The sequence below is a fragment of the Neptuniibacter sp. CAU 1671 genome (genome assembly GCF_029222905.1).
In the GTDB taxonomy this organism is placed as follows: Bacteria; Pseudomonadota; Gammaproteobacteria; order Pseudomonadales; family Balneatricaceae; genus Neptuniibacter.
The window spans coordinates 39,311-57,721 of record NZ_JARHUE010000005.1; the positions used below are offsets into that span (position 1 = coordinate 39,311).

General features: G+C 51.4%; 17 protein-coding genes. 3 read left to right on the top strand and 14 right to left on the bottom strand.

Going from position 1 to position 18,411, the window contains the following annotated elements:
* Positions 1 to 2: 2 nt before the first annotated feature.
* On the bottom strand, positions 3 to 965 hold the full coding sequence (gene rluD / locus P2G53_RS09755; RefSeq protein ID WP_275816680.1) for a 23S rRNA pseudouridine(1911/1915/1917) synthase RluD: 963 nt from the start codon (positions 963 to 965) through the stop codon (positions 3 to 5).
* 120 nt (positions 966 to 1,085) lie between these two features.
* Here rluD and P2G53_RS09760 point away from each other — a divergent pair, with 120 nt between their 5' ends.
* A complete protein-coding gene (locus P2G53_RS09760) occupies positions 1,086 to 2,021 on the top strand; it encodes an outer membrane protein assembly factor BamD (protein ID WP_275816682.1) in 936 nt (311 codons plus the stop codon).
* Positions 2,022 to 2,062: 41 nt separating this feature from the next.
* Here the strand turns inward: P2G53_RS09760 and nadE are convergent, their stop codons facing one another.
* The 6 genes from nadE to P2G53_RS09790 form a co-directional block, all read right to left on the bottom strand.
* Positions 2,063 to 2,896: an ammonia-dependent NAD(+) synthetase gene (gene nadE, locus P2G53_RS09765; RefSeq protein ID WP_275816684.1), complete on the bottom strand. Its 834-nt coding sequence runs from the start codon at positions 2,894 to 2,896 to the stop codon at positions 2,063 to 2,065.
* Positions 2,897 to 2,973: 77 nt separating this feature from the next.
* Positions 2,974 to 4,059 (bottom strand): glycine oxidase ThiO, encoded by a 1,086-nt coding sequence (gene thiO, locus P2G53_RS09770; protein ID WP_275816686.1) that lies wholly within the window; start codon positions 4,057 to 4,059, stop codon positions 2,974 to 2,976.
* Between the two features lie 5 nt (positions 4,060 to 4,064).
* On the bottom strand, positions 4,065 to 6,152 hold the full coding sequence (locus P2G53_RS09775; protein WP_275816688.1) for a prepilin-type N-terminal cleavage/methylation domain-containing protein: 2,088 nt from the start codon (positions 6,150 to 6,152) through the stop codon (positions 4,065 to 4,067).
* A 10-nt stretch (positions 6,153 to 6,162) separates the two neighbouring features.
* Positions 6,163 to 7,395 carry a pilus assembly PilX N-terminal domain-containing protein gene (locus P2G53_RS09780; protein WP_275816690.1) on the bottom strand — a complete coding sequence of 411 codons (1,233 nt, stop codon included), beginning with the start codon at positions 7,393 to 7,395 and terminating at the stop codon, positions 6,163 to 6,165.
* A 73-nt stretch (positions 7,396 to 7,468) separates the two neighbouring features.
* Positions 7,469 to 8,113 (bottom strand): prepilin-type N-terminal cleavage/methylation domain-containing protein, encoded by a 645-nt coding sequence (locus P2G53_RS09785; RefSeq protein ID WP_275816692.1) that lies wholly within the window; start codon positions 8,111 to 8,113, stop codon positions 7,469 to 7,471.
* On the bottom strand, positions 8,107 to 8,643 hold the full coding sequence (locus P2G53_RS09790) for a GspH/FimT family pseudopilin (RefSeq protein WP_275816694.1): 537 nt from the start codon (positions 8,641 to 8,643) through the stop codon (positions 8,107 to 8,109). Before P2G53_RS09790 ends, P2G53_RS09785 begins: the two co-directional genes overlap by 7 nt.
* Before the next feature lie 131 nt (positions 8,644 to 8,774).
* Here P2G53_RS09790 and P2G53_RS09795 point away from each other — a divergent pair, with 131 nt between their 5' ends.
* Positions 8,775 to 9,188 (top strand): type IV pilin protein, encoded by a 414-nt coding sequence (locus tag P2G53_RS09795; protein ID WP_275816696.1) that lies wholly within the window; start codon positions 8,775 to 8,777, stop codon positions 9,186 to 9,188.
* Between the two features lie 3 nt (positions 9,189 to 9,191).
* On the opposite strand, the gene P2G53_RS09800 is transcribed toward P2G53_RS09795, so the two are convergent.
* The 5 genes from P2G53_RS09800 to murJ all read right to left on the bottom strand — a co-directional run bounded on the left by P2G53_RS09800 (position 9,192) and on the right by murJ (position 15,549).
* Positions 9,192 to 9,620 carry a peptidylprolyl isomerase gene (locus P2G53_RS09800; RefSeq protein WP_275816698.1) on the bottom strand — a complete coding sequence of 143 codons (429 nt, stop codon included), beginning with the start codon at positions 9,618 to 9,620 and terminating at the stop codon, positions 9,192 to 9,194.
* The gene (gene lspA, locus P2G53_RS09805; protein ID WP_275816700.1) at positions 9,617 to 10,141 is read right to left on the bottom strand and encodes a signal peptidase II; all 525 of its coding nucleotides are present in this window, start codon (positions 10,139 to 10,141) and stop codon (positions 9,617 to 9,619) included. The genes P2G53_RS09800 and lspA overlap by 4 nt, the downstream gene beginning before the upstream one ends.
* Complete coding sequence (ileS, locus tag P2G53_RS09810) at positions 10,141 to 12,963, bottom strand: isoleucine--tRNA ligase (RefSeq protein ID WP_275816702.1); 2,823 nt, start codon at positions 12,961 to 12,963, stop codon at positions 10,141 to 10,143. Before ileS ends, lspA begins: the two co-directional genes overlap by 1 nt.
* A complete protein-coding gene (ribF, locus tag P2G53_RS09815; RefSeq protein WP_275816704.1) occupies positions 12,963 to 13,913 on the bottom strand; it encodes a bifunctional riboflavin kinase/FAD synthetase in 951 nt (316 codons plus the stop codon). Before ribF ends, ileS begins: the two co-directional genes overlap by 1 nt.
* Before the next feature lie 73 nt (positions 13,914 to 13,986).
* Positions 13,987 to 15,549: a murein biosynthesis integral membrane protein MurJ gene (gene murJ, locus P2G53_RS09820; protein WP_275816705.1), complete on the bottom strand. Its 1,563-nt coding sequence runs from the start codon at positions 15,547 to 15,549 to the stop codon at positions 13,987 to 13,989.
* A gap of 163 nt (positions 15,550 to 15,712) precedes the next feature.
* On the opposite strand from murJ, the gene rpsT reads away from it, so the two are divergent.
* On the top strand, positions 15,713 to 15,976 hold the full coding sequence (gene rpsT / locus P2G53_RS09825) for a 30S ribosomal protein S20 (protein WP_275816707.1): 264 nt from the start codon (positions 15,713 to 15,715) through the stop codon (positions 15,974 to 15,976).
* 60 nt (positions 15,977 to 16,036) lie between these two features.
* On the opposite strand, the gene proB is transcribed toward rpsT, so the two are convergent.
* Positions 16,037 to 17,161 carry a glutamate 5-kinase gene (proB, locus tag P2G53_RS09830; protein WP_275816709.1) on the bottom strand — a complete coding sequence of 375 codons (1,125 nt, stop codon included), beginning with the start codon at positions 17,159 to 17,161 and terminating at the stop codon, positions 16,037 to 16,039.
* A gap of 29 nt (positions 17,162 to 17,190) precedes the next feature.
* On the bottom strand, positions 17,191 to 18,384 hold the full coding sequence (gene cgtA, locus P2G53_RS09835; protein WP_275816711.1) for an Obg family GTPase CgtA: 1,194 nt from the start codon (positions 18,382 to 18,384) through the stop codon (positions 17,191 to 17,193).
* Positions 18,385 to 18,411 lie beyond the last annotated feature (27 nt).

Consider the following 18,411-nt stretch of genomic DNA (forward strand, 5'->3'; position numbering starts at 1 on the left):
CCTTATGTCTCAGCCTGTTCCTTATCGGCTTTAAGAAGTGCTAACAGGTGCTGCATGTCCTCTGGCAGGTCAATCTCCCAGGAGACCAGCTCGCCTGTTTCAGGGTGCCAGAGTTCCAGTTTTTTCGCATGCAATGCCTGGCGATTAAAATCTCTCAGTCCTTCCTGTAACTCTTCGCTGATACCCCTCGGCAATCTAAACCGACCACCATAAAGCGGGTCACCCACCAGCGGGTAGTGAATATGTGACATATGGACACGGATCTGATGGGTACGGCCTGTTTCCAGTTTCAGTCGAATATGGGTGTGTGCCCGGAATTTCTCCAGTACGCGATAATGGGTAATAGCCTCTTTGCCGACTCCCACCACCGCCATTTTCTGACGATTTTTAGAGTGACGCCCCATAGGCTCATCCACCGTGCCGCCACCAGTCATGACCTTATGCACAATCGCTTCATATTCACGGCCCATATCCCGTTCCTGAAGCTGAGACACCAGTTCTGTCTGCGCCGGAATCGTTTTTGCTACCACCATTAAGCCGGTGGTATCCATATCCAGCCGGTGAATAATACCGGCCCTGGGCACCTGCCCAATCTCCGGACAATGGTGTAAAAGCGCGTTTAACAACGTGCCGTCATGGTGACCCGCTGCCGGGTGAACAACCAGACCCGCAGGCTTATTGATCACCAGAATCGCATCATCTTCGTAGACAATTTCAAGCGGAATATCCTGTGCCTGATGGTGCTCTATCATTTCCAGCGTGGCATTCAGGGACAATATTTCGCCACCCACCAGCTTGTCTCGCGGGCGGCGCACTGCGCCATCAACTTTCAGGGAGCCGTCTTTGATCCACCCCTGCAGGCGTGAACGCGAATATTCGGGGAACAATTTTGATACTGCCTGATCCAAACGCTGACCAATCAGGTCATCCGTTACAGAGGCAGATAGATTTATTTGGTCGGTCATTTATACCTGTCAGATATTTCAGGAGGCTTTGGCTTACAGAACGGTTGTGTTTAAATAGGCCGTTAAATTCTTTGCCAGTATACCTCATATCCGGCTAGGGACCGCATCAGGATCAACAACATGCCATTAACCAGAATAATTTCAATATTGCTGTTCAGCTTTGCCCTCTCTGCCTGTTCGTGGTTCAAGGACAAATTACCGGAGCCTGATATTCCGGAACAGCAGTTGTATGAAGAGGCCCTTCAGGCCATGGATCTTAATGACTGGGATCTGGCGCTGGAAAAGCTTCAGCTACTTGAAGCGCGTTATCCGTTCGGCCGTTTTTCTGAGCAGGCCCAGCTTGAACTGATCTATGCCTACTTCAATAACTATGAACCTGAAGCTGCCCGTGCTGCGGCTGACCGTTTTATCCGCCTGCACCCAAACCATGACAACATTGATTATGCCTACTACCTGAAAGGCCTGACAGCCTTCGAGCAGGACCGTTCATGGGTCGCCAGTTATCTGCCGGTAGACGAAAGCAAACGCGATCCGGGCGCAGCACTGGAGTCCTTTGAGAGCTTTAACCAGTTGGTCACCCGTTATCCGGACAGTCAGTTTTCACCCGATGCGCAAAAGCGCATGGTTTACCTGAAAAACCGTCTGGCGGCCTATGAAGTACACGTGGCACGTTACTACATCAAACGTGGCGCCTATGTAGCGGCGGTTAACCGTGGCCGATATGTAGTCGAAAATATGCAGGAAACGCCTGCACTTGCTGATGCACTAGGCGTTCAGGTTGAAGCCTATACACTTCTGGGTCGTCAGCAACTGGCTGCTGACACACTCGCTGTGCTGCAGGAAAACTTCCCCGACTATCAGTACACGCCGGCGTACAAAGCAGAAAAAAGTTTGCTGGATGCTGCGACCTTTGATCTGTTTAGCAGTGCCGAAGAACCACCACCGCCTGTGTTAGTAACAGAATCGATTCCGGCGCCGGAGCGAAGCCTGTTCAGCAAACTTACATTTGGTTTGTTTGATGATGACGAGGAAAAGCCTTCATCTTCAGCTGAATAACAAAAAAGGCACCTAAAGGTGCCTTTTTTAATCTCTATAGATCAATCATAGAGTGTCGGTATCGGTTGTCGTTTGTGTTGGGTGCGCATAAAGATGTCGATAATTTTCTGCTCGACCTCGGCCCCGACCGTTTTACCTTCAAGAAAATCATCAATCTGGTTGTAGGTTAAGCCCAGGGCATGCTCATCCGCTTTCTGCGGCGCAAGGCATTCCAGGTCTGCAGTAGGAATTTTATCTACAACTGCTTCTGGTGCGCCCAGCGTATGCGCCAATAAACGCACCTGACGCTTACTCAATCCAAACAGTGGTGCCAGATCGCAGGCGCCATCACCCCACTTGGTGTAAAAGCCGGTGACGTTTTCCGCCGAGTGATCTGTTCCTAAAACCAACCCACCCAGAATACCGGCAACTTCATACTGCGCCACCATGCGGGCTCTGGCTTTCACATTGCCCTTGGCAAAATCTATGGCAGCTTCGTGAGCAGATAACAATCCGGTTTGATCCAGCGCCGATAACACCTGCTGATGGATACCATCAACACCCGGCTGCACATTCACCACCACCGTCTGACTTGGATCGATAAAGCGGAGGGACGCTTGTGCATCTTCCTCATCTTTCTGCGAAGCATAGGGTAAACGCACAGCCACAAAGGTATAGGCCGCATCATCGGTTTCAGCCCGGAGCTGTTCTACAGCCAGCTGGGCCAGACGACCACAGGTCGACGAGTCCACACCCCCACTGATTCCCAGCACCAAATGTTTCTGGCCACTGGCGAGCAAAGTGGTTTTGATAAAATCAACACGGCGCTGAATTTCAAATTGCGGATCAATCTCTGACAATACCCGCATTTCACGGATGATATCCTGAGCCTGCATAGCAATGCCTCACAAAGTTACACCAATACCTGCCATTGTAAGCAACCCAGCCTATGGGGCAACCATACAACCCAAACTCAGACGTTTTTTAGCTGATACGGCGTGGGATCAACAATGGGTTGGCGCTGTAAGACCAGATCGGCCAGCAGACGTGTTGATGCGGGAGCAAGCACCAGCCCGTTGCGGAACTGCCCGGCATTGACGAACAGGTTCTGATATCCCGGCACATTACCGATAAAGGGAATGCCATCTGGAGATCCAGGTCTCAGACCAGACCAGTGATGTTCCACAGGATAATTAGCCAGCGCGGGAACGATCTCCAGAGCCGAGGCATAAAGCGCTTTTGCAGCCTCTTCCGTCGTGCGCTTTACAAAACCAATACGCTCAAGTGTGCTGCCAACCAGAACGCGGCCATCATTGCGGGGGATCACATAACGGTCCCCACGTAGAACAACGCGGTCAATCACACCCGGTTCAGCCTTGAATAGCATCATCTGGCCGTGCACGGGTTCAACCGGCAGAGAGATATCCAGACCACCGAGTAACTCCCCGCTCCATGCACCAGCTGCCACAACATAGGTATCCGCTTCATAAACACCATCAGCAGTGCGAACCCCAGTAATAGAACCGTTCTCGCTCAAAAAGCCTGCAACCGATTGATGCTCAAGTAACCTAACCCGCTCATTTAATACCAGACTCTGGCGTAGCGACTGACCTAACCGCGGATTACGGATACTACAGACCTCAGGCATCCAGAGTGCCTGTTCGATCCCTGGGGCCAAATGGGGTTCAGTACGATACAGAAAATCAGCATCTACCTGCCGAAGTGGCCGATGAAACTCAGCAGCCCAACGTAGCGCTTCCGTCTCGTCCTGAACATCCACCATCAGCATGCCTTTCTGCCGCAATTCAGGATCGATACCTGTTTCTTCCTTAAGCTCTGCTGCCAGATGGATATAACTGCTTTGCGACCAGGTCGCGAGCTGAGTGACGGCAGACGGGTAACGCCAGGGATACAGAGGGGAGACAATACCGCCACCCGCCCAGGTCGCTTCCCGGGCACAGGCGTTTTTATCAATTAAGGTGACAGAACAGCCAGCAGACGCCAGCTCTCTGGCGGTGAGCATCCCGATGATGCCACCGCCGATAACAATATAAGACATGAATACTATGGCTTACCTAAGGTGAACGTGACCCCTGAAGTACCTGAACTTACAGCGGAACAGGTACCATCGGACGTTGCATCACAGCTATCACCCAATACAAAAGTACCACCTGACTGAGTCACCTGAATGGTATAGTTTGCAGGATGCGCAACCTCACAACTGAAGCTCATCTGGGTGCCCGTATTCAGACCATAACTACACCCAACCGCAGCAGGTGTTGTGGTTACAGATACATCAGTGCCGAAGTTGATATCAGAAAATTTGACCGGGCTATTACCCGAATAGCCCTTCTGGATGGTACCAGAGATATAACAGGTCGCCCCACAGAGATTCACGTTGACCGCCAGGCTACCTGATATTTCATTAGGGCTTGGCACAATTTTATTATCACTGCCTTTATAATCACTGGGGTTGGCGTATTCATTACCCAGCAAGCCAGTATTATCCGTGCGCATATAGGCGGTTACGGATGTTGACGCACTCAGCGCGGTTTCACCTGTAACCAAACCGCGGCTAAAGGTGCCGTAATAATCAGTTGCAGGATCATCCACGTTATCAATGATTTCACTCGTCACAGAAGCGACGCCAGAGGATGCAGATCCCCAAGTACTCAGCAGCGTGGTATTTACTTCATTAAAGGGGATGTACTGCAACCAGGACTGCCCAGCTACAGAGGCCGCACTGAGGCTGGACAAATAAGTCAGCAGTGCCGTGTCATGACTAAAGTCATCGATATAAATGGTGCGTGAAAGAGCCTGAGTAGAATCCCCTGTCGCGGTTGTAATCTCAGGTGCTGGAGAGATGGTGGGCGCCGATACAGCCGACCAGACGGACAGACTGGCAACGGTATCCCTCAGCTCGTAATGAACTCGGTTTTTGATATATGTAATGTAACTGGCCAGACTGGATGACGCACCACTGGAAAGGTAATTTTCAGGGAATGCATTGACTTCTATAGCCTTCCAGTCGGGTACCAGTCGATAGATGCCATCAATGCGCTTAAAGCGGCAGGCTTCAACGTAATCATCACCTGCACTATCAGCTATACCTCCCAAAACAATAGCAGATCCGGAGACAGTAAATTTATAGTGCGCATGATCGCCCAGAGTACCAAATGCTCCAGAGGCGGCGCTAGCACCTGTTTTAAACGTAATACCAGTAGTGTTGTTTACTGAGTCATGGTGTCCTGCACAGCAGCGGTCGCAATAATCAGATTGCGTCCGCCCCCCGCTGAGAGACAGTGCGGTTCCCGTAGCAGCTGACACGTAGTCGCCATAATGTTCTTCAAAACCCTCAGTGGCATTGATAAAGGTTCGGTATGCAGGGGTACGAATCAGTGCACTGCCCGCTGACATTTCACAGAAACAGTTAACCGTGACATAGTCCTCCTGCACCAGCTGAATATCAGAGGTGTCATAGGTGATGGTTTCGATTCGCACCACGGTACTTTCATTTTTAGACTCAACTTCTGGTAGCGGCTTGGTGGTTTCCTTGAACTTGCCATCACCCACATCAACCGCGATAACATCAGGCGCTTCACCCGGCGTGTAGTTCACATCCGGTGTGCCGCCGCCAATATTTGCTGCCCCCAGATTTGCGAGCACTGCGGAGTTATCACTAATCGCTGCAATAATGGTTGAAAGAGACACACTGCCCGCCGTAGGGGTATCCCAACTGACGGTAACCGCGACATCCTTAAACCGTTTGTTAACCGCGCCGCTGCTGAAGGCACTGACCACCCCGCCGGACACAAAATAATCCACTACATCCCAGCTGACGTTATAACTCAGGGTCGACATGCCTGACGAAACCGTTACCGTAGAGGGTGCAGTGGTCACAATATCTGTAAATGCTGTTTCTGCAGACGCAGATGTCGCTTCCAGACGCTCAAAACCGCGCAGGTCTTCCAATGCGTTTTCAGCCAGGGTCATGGCGATTGCCCGGCGTTCTGAATCAGAAATCGTTTTCAGCATCACGCCGGACAGCTGAATAATGCCCAGTACACCAATCACTGCCACAACAAGGGCAATCAACACCTCTAAGAGCGTAAAGCCGCGGAAAAAAACAGGTGATATTTGTCGCTTATCCATTTTTGTCACCTTAATCAAAATCTGTCCAACTGCCAGCCCGTCGTCCAACTCCATAACGAACGGAACCGGCATTATTCGCAAGACGCTCAAGAATATTCTGCGCGTACACCAACGTAAAACTACCGGTCGGCAGGTTAACTTCACTGTTGACCAGAATCACACCATACACCGTAGGCGAGCCGTTAATGGTGATGTCATTATCTTCAACACCGACTGCCGTCGGATCCGGGTACACATCCGAAAACGCAAACATAATGCCAAAAAAAGTACTGTTGGAGTTCATGGTTAGATCACCATGCACCACTAAGATGATCGGCTTATCGTAGCTGGCAACCTGGCTATTGGCCGGAATACTGCAACTTTCCGGTACCCAATACAGCGGCAGTTGACCTGCTTTATCGCCACCTTCATAAAAAGGATCTCCGGCAGCAGCACCCAGGGCTTTAAAATCATCACAACTAATCAAAGTGGCAAATTCATCCCGAAACGACTGCCAGGGCGTATCATCACTGGCTCCACAAGCCGTGGTAACACAGATTCCAAAGACATTTTCAAACACATCGGGCACAGCAGACTCAGACGTCTCGACGATATCGAGACATTCAGAGGGGTCAGATACATCGCCCGCTTCACAGAGGGTATTGTCTGCCTGCTGACAACGGCAATCATTACACAAGATAAAACCATCAGACTGCTCTGATTTGGTTTGCGCCGCATTACCGCCTTCATACAGAAATTCATCCATATTACAGGTTTGCCAGGATGCTACACCCGTAGTGGTTGAGGTTTCGACCCAAGCTGAAACCGGTACCCCGGTACCACCACCATTGGGGTTTCCAACAATTGAGAAGGTACCACCCGGCGGGAAGTTACCATTACTCATCAACGGTGGCAGCTCTCCAAAATCGACAATAGGGAAACGGCCATACCCTTCTTTAACCGTGGCACTGCCCGTCAGATCGACTGAGCCACCACTGGCTGTAATCGTCAGCAGGTCACTGGCAATATCACCCCGTACAGACACGCTGACACCGTTTTCCAAACCAATCACATTGACAGTGCCATCCGCCCAGGAATCGCCCTGATCAAGATACATCATGGAACCGTAATCAAGACCTGCCTGAGCGTGGTGCAATGCTTCTTTCGCCCGGTTTGAGTTGGCAGAGGTACGGGTCTCAAGCAGACTCACTTTAACCAGGTATATGGTGGTAATTGTCACAATCGCCAGCAGCAAAACCGTCACAAGTAGAGTAACTGCACCTTGTTGCTTTTTTGGACAGGGAATAGATGTTTTCTCCATAAAACCGGCCCTTTACCTAGAGTTCATTTCTGATACGCACGGTGTCTCTCAGCGTGCTGGTAACATTAGTATCCAATAACGACTGTCCCTGTAACGTTATGGTTACGACTTTGAGGGTTGATGCTGCAAATGATGCAGAGGTATCGGGCTCTATTTCAAACGACAGCCCGAGAATAGTTGATGTATTTTCATCATTCAGGCGAGACCAACCGCCCGGTATTGTTGTTGTGCAGTTAGGTGAAACCAGGGCAGATGATGTGAGCAGAAAAGTCCTGATATCATTACTTTCCAGTCTATAACCAATTAGCTCTTCCGCTGTTGAGCTGGCATCACCATCGTAATCATAGCTCAGCAGAATACAGTTGCCCGCACCTGAGGTCACGTTAAACACGTTCACGGCCGTGCCCCCACTGATAGCGGTAGCGTGCGGGTTACTGGCCGGATTATCTCCGGCCCAATATCCTGCGCGACGAATATCACGGATCATCATATCCATGATAACGCGCATATCCTGATTCAGGCGGGCTGTTTTAATGGCCTGACCATGAATCCCCAGGGACGAAGTGAACATTGAGATAACCAGGCCCATGACAATAAACGACAAAACCAAGCCAATCATGAGTTCAATCAGGGTAAGGCCTGACTGTTTTTGTCTTAACATGCGTCATACCCCCAGGAACTACCCTTGGTGGCACAAATTTTTGCCCTGCCAAGCCGACTCAGCACAACATTAAGGGTCATGCCACCGGCGTCAGAAGAGAAATAAACAGTACCAATGGGATTCATCGTGCCTCGAACAGGGTCAAATGTAATTGTTGACCCCGTTGCCAACGATGCAGACATGGATACTCCCGGGAAACGGCTGCTATCAACGGTATAAGTCACTCCACCTAACGTACACCCCGCGACTGAAGCCCCTCCACAAATACAAGAAGCTGACGATGTATCATCTAATCCATAACACCACTCAGTATCATCCATTGCCAAATAGACAGGGGTGTTTTGTTTGATCGATTCAGCTCTCGCATACTGCACATCCGACAGAAATGCCTGTGCAGCTCCGGATACACGCTGATTATCTATCGACTGAAACAGGCTCGGCATACCCACGGCGATTACAATCAACAGAACAACAACCGTTATGATCAGCTCAATAAAGGTAAAGCCTGTCTGAGATTTCCTTTTCTGCATGCACACTCCAAGGGACACATTAGATCATTAACGTGTTATCGGAAGATAAAACAAAAGCTAAAGTAACCTAGACTTGGCCGCTAAGTTCTCTGATACTTAAGTTCATTAAAGATAGCAGTGGCGAAGATAAAATGAAACGGACAACATCTGGCTTCAGCCTTATAGAATTGATGATTGTGGTTGCAGTGGTGGCTATTTTAGCTGCTGTTGCGTACCCGGCTTATCGCGACTACGTGCTAGAGGCCCGACGCGCCGATGCACAGGCCGATTTACTGGATGCCCAACTGCTACAAGAGCGTTACAGAGGCTACAACAATCAATACGCTGCTAACTCTACTGCTCTGAGCACCGCAGGCCTGAGTATGATTTCGGAAAATGACTACTACACCTATTCTACTACGGGCTCTACCAGCACTTTCACCGTCACCGCCACGGCAAAGGCAGGGGAATCTCAAACTGAAGATAAAGAAGGTGGTGTGAGCTGCTCACCAATGACTATCAATCAATCCAGCAACGTCACGCCAGCAGCTTGCTGGAAAAACTGATACTTAGTTTACACTGACGATTTTTACATCAAACTGAAGGCTTTTACCTGACAGTGGATGATTAAAATCCACCTCAACCTTCTCGTCTGAAATCGACTTAATGACACCCGGCAGTTCACCACTAGCGGGGTCACTAAAAGAAACCACCAGACCTTCTTCAATATCCATATCAGCAAACTGGCTACGCGGAACGCGATGAATATTGCTGGGGTTCGGCATACCAAAGCCGTTTTCCGGCAAGATTTTCAGGCTATGCTCTGTGCCTTCCTCAAGGCCAAACAGCGCCTTCTCGAAACCTTCCAGCATATTGCCATCGCCAATGGTAAATGTGGCAGGCGTAGCACCAAAATTAGAGTCAACGATTTCGCCTGTTTCCAGTTTAATGGCAAAAAACAGAGTGACAGTTTTACCGGGACCAATCAGCTTACTCATGCTGTTTTCTCACTTTTTGTACGCCGACGCTCCATAAAGAGCGTATCAAAAATCAGAACTGCAGCCCCTAACGTGATGGCGCTGTCAGCAAGGTTAAATGCTGGGAAATACCGGTTCTGGTAATGCACTGAAATAAAGTCGATGACATACCCCAGCACAACTCGGTCATAAAGATTGCCCAGAGCACCGCCAAGGATCAGGGACAAAGCCATGCCTACCCACCAAAGTCCACGCTGCGTTCGCTTCAGCCAGATAATCAGCACAATACTGACCACCAGGGCAATTAATACAAACAACCAACGCTGCCAGCCACCGGCGTCAGACAAAAAGCTAAACGCCGCACCGTAGTTATAGAGCAGCGTCAGATCAAACACCGGCAGCACAGGCAGCGGATCACCGTAACTAAGGACGGTAACCGCCAGCTGTTTAGTCAGATAGTCCAGCCCAATGACAAGAACCGTCAGCCAGAGCCAGATCAAACAGCCTTTCTCTGGCTGAGATTGTTTCTGAGCATCAGACATCAGGCGAACTTCCGCGTTTCCCCTGCACCATGCACGTTATCCACACAGCGGCCACACAGTTCAGGATCTGTTGCATTGCTGCCCACATCAGCACGGTAGTGCCAGCAGCGAGGACATTTATGGGCTGCACTTTTCACAATACTGAGTTGCAGGCCGTTCAGATCTGTTGCTTCTGCATTTTTCGCCTCTGCCAGCGGTTTAACAGCTGCCTTCGACGTAATCAGCACAAACCGCAGTTCATCTTCCAGTGCCGACAGAGTATTCAACAGGTCATCTGCACAGTAGAGCGTGACTTCAGCTTCAAGACTGCCGCCTACTTCTCCGGCATTACGTTTTGCTTCCAGCTGCTTATTCACTGCGTCCTTAACCGCCATAATTTCAGCCCAGAAGTCCGCGCCCAGCGTACTGGTTTCTGGCAATTTTTCGAGTTGTGCGTACCAGCCATCCAGCTGCACAGATTCAGCACGCTCACCTGCCAGATTTTGCCAGATCTCATCTGCAGTAAAGCTGCAGATAGGAGCGATCCAACGGGTCAGGGCTTCAACGATATGATGTAGTGCGGTCTGGGCTGAACGACGGGCATGTGAATCAGTCGCCGCGGTGTATTGGCGATCCTTGATGATATCCAGATAGAAACCGCCCAGGTCCAGAGAGCAGAAATGGGAAATTTTCTGGAAAATCTGCAGAAACTCGTACTGCTCGTAGTGATTAAGCAACTCATCCTGCAAACGGGCTGCGCGATCAACGGCCCAGGCATCCAGCGCCACCATTTCGGCGACTGGCACAGAGTGACTGTCAGGCTCAAAACCGTTCAAATTAGCCAACAGGAAGCGCGCCGTGTTACGGATACGGCGATAGGCATCAGCCGCACGTTTCAGAATATCATCGGAAATGGTCATTTCACCGCGATAATCCGTTGAAGCCACCCACAACCGCAGAATATCCGCGCCATATTTGTTCATAACTTCCTGCGGCGCGATCACATTACCCACAGACTTGGACATTTTGCGCCCCTGACCATCCACGGTGAATCCGTGGGTCAGAACCTGTTTATATGGCGCACAGCCCTTAATCGCGATCCCCGTCTTGAGTGAAGACTGGAACCAGCCGCGATGCTGATCAGAACCTTCCAGATAGAGGTCTGCCGGGAACGTCAGTTCATCACGCTTATCCAGTACCGAATAATGGGTCACACCTGAATCAAACCAGACATCCAGCGTATCGGTCACTTTTTCGTATTGATTCGCTTCATCACCCAGCACATCAGACGGGTCCAGATCAAACCAGGCATCGATACCATCTTCCTCGATACGCAGGGCAACCTGCTCAATCAGGGCAGGCGTTTCAGGGTGAAGCTGCTGTGTTTCTTTATGGATAAACAGCGTGATCGGCACACCCCAGGTACGCTGACGGGAGACACACCAGTCAGGACTCTGCTCAACCATCGCTTCAATACGGTTCTGACCCCAGGCGGGGAACCACTGTACGCCCTTGATGGCCGACAGAGCATCAGCCTTGAGGCCTTTTTCTTCCATACTGATAAACCACTGCGGTGTCGCGCGGTAAATCAAGGGTGTTTTAGTACGCCAGCAATGCGGGTAGCTGTGCTGAAACTTATGCAGTTTGACCAGCGCATGTTTCTCTTGCAGAAGCGCAACGACTTTATCGTCCACCTTGTAGACATGCTCGCCCGCGAAAACACCCGCTTCTTCAGTAAAGACACCGTCTCCGGCCACCAAGTTAAGTGTGCCGATGTTGTATTTTCGACCGACTTCAAAGTCTTCCACACCATGATCCGGCGCGGTGTGAACAGCACCGGTACCGGCATCCAGTGTGACGTGATCACCCAGAATGATCGGCACCTGTTTGCCTGCAAACGGATGCTCAAGCTGCACATTCTCCAGAGCCTGACCCAGACAACGGCCTACCACCTGATAAGACTCGATACCGTAGCGGCCCATCACATCGTCCAGCAGGCCTGCAGCAATCACCAGACGCTCTGGACCATTGCCCAGATCAACCTGAACCAGCACGTACTCAAGCTCTGCATTCAGGGATACAGCCTGGTTAGATGGCAGCGTCCAGGGGGTTGTGGTCCAGATCACCACAGAGGCGACACCCTCACCACCGCCATTTTCAGACGCAAACAAAGCGAGGAAAGCGGCCTGATCTGCGGCGGCAAATTTCACATCAATAGCGGTGGACGTTTTGTCCTGATATTCAACTTCGGCCTCAGCCAGTGCCGAGCCACCAACCACACTCCAGTAAACCGGCTTAAAGCCTTTCACCAGGTGACCATTCTCAACAATTTTACCCAAGGCACGAACGATGTTGGCTTCTGTTTCGAAGTTCATGGTCAGGTAAGGATTATCCCAGTCCCCCAACACCCCGAGGCGAATAAAATCGGCTTTCTGACCTTCAACCTGTTTGCGGGCATAAACACGACACTTCTGGCGAAACTCTTTAAAGCTCACCTTAGTACCAGCTTTACCTACCTTGGTTTCAACCTTGTGTTCAATTGGCAAACCATGGCAGTCCCAGCCTGGGACATAAGGCGCATCAAAGCCGCTCAGAGTACGCGACTTGATGATGATATCTTTCAGAATTTTGTTAACGGCATGACCGATATGAATATCGCCGTTGGCATACGGCGGGCCATCGTGAAGAATAAACTTTTCACGACCGGCACTGACTTCACGGATTTTCTGGTACAAACCTGACTGCTGCCACTGCTTCAACATCTCCGGCTCACGCTGCGCCAGGTTGCCACGCATCGGGAACGCCGTTTCAGGCAGGTTAAGTGTCGTTTTGTAATCGGTCATTATCTGGTTTCCGTTTCGCACTCGACCGCCAAAATACGTCGAGCCTGTTCAATATCATCAAAAATCTGTTGTTTCAGCGCATCAAGGCCTGAAAATTTCTGTTCCGGACGAATAAATTGCCTGAATTCCACGCTTAGCAATTCACGGTAGATCTGTTTATCAAAATCAAACAGATGCACTTCCAATACCGGCTGATGGCTGCCTCCCACTGTCGGTCTAATTCCGACATTAGCAACACCCCGCAGGCATTCGTTTTGTTCAGTCCACGCCCAGACTGCATATACCCCCTGCAATGGACAGGGGTAACGGTGCATTCGCACATTGGCCGTTGGCACACCGAGCTGACGACCCAGCTTTTGCCCATGCATCACCCGCCCAGAAACTCGGTAAGGACGGCCTAACAGGCGTTCAGCAAGGGCAAAGTCATGCTGTATCAGCGCATCACGAATGCGGGAGCTGCTGATACGCTCATGGTCTTTAAGACAGGTGTCTGTATTCACGACCGTAAAGCCGTATTTGTCGCCCGCCGCTTTAAGCATGGCGTAATCGCCACCCCGGTCACAGCCGAAACGAAAGTCATCGCCTACAACAAAATGTTTTACATCCAGCCCCTGCAGTAACAACGTTTCGACAAAGGCATCTGCGGACAGTGAGCGCAGGCGTTCGTTGAAGGTCAGGCAAAGCATGCGATCAATGCCTTGCGCCTCTAACAGTCGGAATTTCTCAGTAAAACGCGTCAGACGCGGTGGCGCGTCCTCACCGGCGAAAAACTCACGCGGTTGTGGTTCAAACACAATCACAACAGAGGGCAATCCGAGTTCAGCGGCTTTGTTTTTCACCTGCTGCAGGACACGACGATGACCCAGGTGGACCCCGTCAAAGTTGCCAATAGTTGCTACACAGCCCCGGTGCTCTCCACGCAGGTTGTGCAGTCCTCGGATCAGTTCCATCTCACAAAATGCCAGCCAAAACGAACGCGCAATTATAGACCAGTTAAGTCTCCAGATGTACTTTCAAGGCGATTTAATGCTGCCTCAGGTGGTGCAACCGTAAACCACAGGTCACAAGCACCAACAGGTAGAGCAAAACTCCCGTTCCAACCAGCCAGGTCATGTTCAGCACACGCTGCCAGACATCCATCTCAAACCATTCTGTTGCCGGGGCGACCTGCCATAATACCCAGCCAGCCAATGCCAGATTTGCCAGTAACAAACGCAACAAGTGTGCGCCCCAGCCAGCACTCCAGGTCAAAATGCCCAGTTTACGCAATCCCAGCAGCAGCAATCCGGCATTCAAAAACGCCGACAGGGAGGTGGCCGCCGCCAGACCCACATGCTGCAAAGGACCAATTAACAGCAGGTTCAGCGCCATATTCGCCGCAACAGCCTGCAAACCTATTTTGACCGGCGTTTTGGTGTCCTGTCGTGAGAAGTAACCCGTTGCCAGCACCTTGATCAGCATAAACGCCACCAAACCACAGGCATAAGCACGCAAACTCATGCCTGCCATCCAGACATCCCGCTCCTGCATCGCCCCGTAATGAAACAGGGTGATCAACAGCGGCTCTGCCAGACACAGCAACGCCAGCGCAGCCGGTACGCCAATCAACAACACCAACTGCAGCGCCCAGTTAAGCGTGTCCGAAAACGCCTGAGGCGATTGTGCCGCATGTTTACGGGAGAGACTCGGTAAAATCACAGTCGCAATGGCAATGCCGAATACCCCTAGCGGCAGCTCAGACAGCCGATCGGAATAATAGAGCCAGGACACGCTACCCGTCTGGAGAAATGAAGCAAGCACGGTATCCAGCAACAGACTGATCTGTGTGACCGAAACCCCAAACAGCGCAGGCAACATCAGTTTCATAATGCGCCTGACGCCCTCATCACCCCACCCCCATATAGGGCGCGGCAACAACGCAAGACGGGCCAGGAAAGGCAGCTGAAAGATTAACTGAGTTACCCCCGCAATCATCACGCCCCAGGCCAACGCCAGTACCGGCGGATCAAACAGCGGACTTAGAAATATCGCTGCGCCAATAAGCGAAGCATTCAGAAACACCGGGGTAACCGCTGGCACAGCAAATCGACCATAGCTATTAAGAATTGAGCCAGCGAACGCAGTCAACGAGATCAGGAGCAGATAGGGAAAGGTCAATCGAAGCATATCCACAGCCAGGGCAAACTTCTGGCTGTCGTTCAGGTAGAAACCAGGGGCAAACAAAGCCGTTATCACAGGCGCCGCAGTGACCGCCACCACAGTGACCATAATCAGGATACCGCCTAAGGTGCCTGCAACCCGATCAATCAACGCTTTTACTGCATTGAGGTCTCTCTGAGTCCGATATTCCGAAAGCACAGGTACAAAGGCCTGAGCAAAAGCCCCTTCAGCAAACAACCGACGCAGGAAATTGGGTATTTTGAAAGCCACAAAAAAGGCATCAGCACTGCTGCCAGCACCAAAATAACCTGCTACCACAACATCACGTGCCAGCCCCATGATTCGGGACAGCATGGTCATTAAACCAACCACTGCGCTGGAGCGGAGCAGCCCGGCCTCACGATCCTTCGGTTTGTCTGTCTGCATCACTGTCCCCGGTAGACTCCATAAGCAGCTGGAATATTACTGAGTAACGAATAAAATTTCCCCAGTTTTATTGACACTTTGCTCGCAAATATGAATAATTCCGCCTCTAATTTTCGGCGTTCGCGCCGTTTTTTGATTAACTCTTATTTTAAGGAGCCGGACTGTGGCAAATTCCGCAGGATCTCGTAAACGTGCTCGCCAGGCAGAGAAGCGTCGCCAGCATAACGCTAGCCTGCGTTCCATGGTACGTACCTACACCAAGAAAGTCGTAGCAGCTATCGACAGTGGCGATAAAGCAGCCGCTGAAGCCGCTCTGAAAACTGCTCAGCCTGTGCTGGATAGCTCTGTTAACAAGGGCATCTACCACAAAAACAAAGTGGCTCGCATCAAGAGCCGCCTGAGTGCACGCATCGTTGCTCTGGGTTAATTAATAACCCTGGCAATAAAAAAACCGGCAAATGCCGGTTTTTTTGTGTCTGAAATTTATTCAGGCCAGTACCAGATTATCCCTGTGCACCAATTCTGCTTCACCCATAAAACCCAACACTGATTCGATCTCACGACTGGGTTTACCAATGATTCGCTGCGCATCCTCATAGCCATAATTCGCCAGACCACGCGCGATGATTCGACCAAACTCGTCCACCAGCATTACCATCTCACCCCGGGAAAAGTCACCCGAGACACTGCGCACTCCGGCTGGCAACAGACTGGTACCGCGTTCGCGCAGGGCACGCACAGCACCCTCATCAAGAACTAATGTACCCCGGGCCTGAAGATGACCGGCTATCCACTGCTTACGCGCAGCTACCGGGCCTTTTTCTGGCACCAACAGTGTACCGACAGACTCAGCAGCACGAATACGCAGCAACACATCAGGCTCACGCCCACTGGCAATCACCGTGACCGCGCCCGAACGCGCTGCCAACTTAGCTGCACGCACTTTAGTTGCCATGCCGCCCTGGCCTAATTTACCGCCACCACCGGCCATTGATTCAAGCGCCGCATCTTCTGCACGCGCCTCACTGATCAACTCAGCAGCCGGATTATAGCGGGGATCGGCGGTGTAAAGACCTTTCTGGTCAGTCAGCAGGATCAGCGCATCCGCTTCCACCAGATTCGCCACCAGCGCACCCAAGGTATCGTTGTCACCGAAACGGATCTCTTTCGTTACCACCGTGTCGTTTTCATTCACCACCGGCACGACACCCAGTGACAATAGCGTACGGAGGGTCGCCTGGGCATTCAGATAACGTTTGCGGTTGGCATGGTCTTCATGCGTCAGAAGAATCTGGGCGGTATGGGTATTGTGCCGTTTAAAGTTGGTTTCATACGCCTGCACCAGACCCATCTGACCAACCGCTGCTGCAGCCTGCAGCTTGTAGATTTCATGCGGTCGCTCACGCCAGCCCAGACGGGTCATCCCTTCTGCCACAGAGCCGGAAGAGACCAGCACCACTTCAATGCCCGCCTGCTTAAGAGCAGCAATCTGATCCACCCAGCGTCCAATGGCATCCAGATCCAACCCCTGACCATCATTGGTCAGCAAGGCACTACCAATCTTTACCACCCACCGCTGGCTACTTGCCAGTTTTTCGCGACCGTTGGCCACAGTTCTTCCTCAATCAAAAGACCTGATAATTAACGCACATATTCCACTTCGACATCATAATCATCATCGTCGAAGTCATCATCATCCAGATCATCTTCATCCGAACGACGCTTGGAGCCGCGCAGCTGCTCAATCCGCTCACGTGCTTCAATATCAATCTGCTGACGTTCCGCCTCTTCCTGCTCAAGCAGTTCAGGTGTCTCTTCAATAGCAATCAGGCGCTGATCCAGAAAGGCCTGAATATCGCGCATCATCGCTTCAGTGCCTTCCTGACCCAGCGCCGAGATGCGGTAAACCGGCCCTTCCCATTGCAAGGCATCCAGAACGGACTGACAACGAGCCTCCCGCTCTTCTTCAGGCACCATATCCAGTTTATTCAGCACCAGCCAGCGCGGACGACTCGCCAGCGTAGGGCTGAATTTCTGCAGCTCCGCTACCACTACAGCAGCCGCTTCTGCAGGCGTTTGCTCATCCCAGGGTGCCATATCCACCAGATGCAGCAAAATACGGTTGCGCGCCAGATGCTTGAGGAAACGAATCCCCAGACCCGCACCCTCAGCCGCACCTTCGATAATGCCGGGGATATCTGCAATTACAAAACTACGGTGCCGCTCAGTACGCACCACACCCAGATTTGGCACCAGAGTGGTAAAGGGATAATTGGCAACCTTGGGCCGCGCGGCAGAAACTGCACGGATCAGGGTTGATTTACCCGCATTAGGCAGACCCAGCAAACCTACATCCGCCAGCACCTTAAGCTCCAGCTTCAGGTTACGGGTTTCACCCAGCGAACCCTTAGTGGTCTGCCTTGGCGCCCGGTTGATACTGCTTTTGTAACGGGTATTGCCCAAACCGTGAAAACCACCCTGGGCGATTTTTTCGACCTGTCCGGCCTTTGTCAGATCCGCCAAAACTTCGTCGGTATCAGTATCAATAATGGTGGTACCGACCGGCACTTTCAGCACCAGATCTTCACCTTTTGAGCCCGTACAGTTGCGACCCATACCCTGCTGACCGTTCTGCGCCTTATAAAAGCGGGTAAAACGATAATCAATCAGCGTGTTCAGGTTTTCTTCGGCTTCGAAATAGACCGAGCCACCATCGCCGCCGTCACCACCATCAGGGCCACCCTTAGGTATAAATTTCTCACGTCGAAAGCTCATGCAGCCATTGCCGCCCTTGCCGGCTTCGACTGTAATCACTGCTTCATCGACAAATTTCATTGCATTCACCCTGCGGCTGACGCCGGT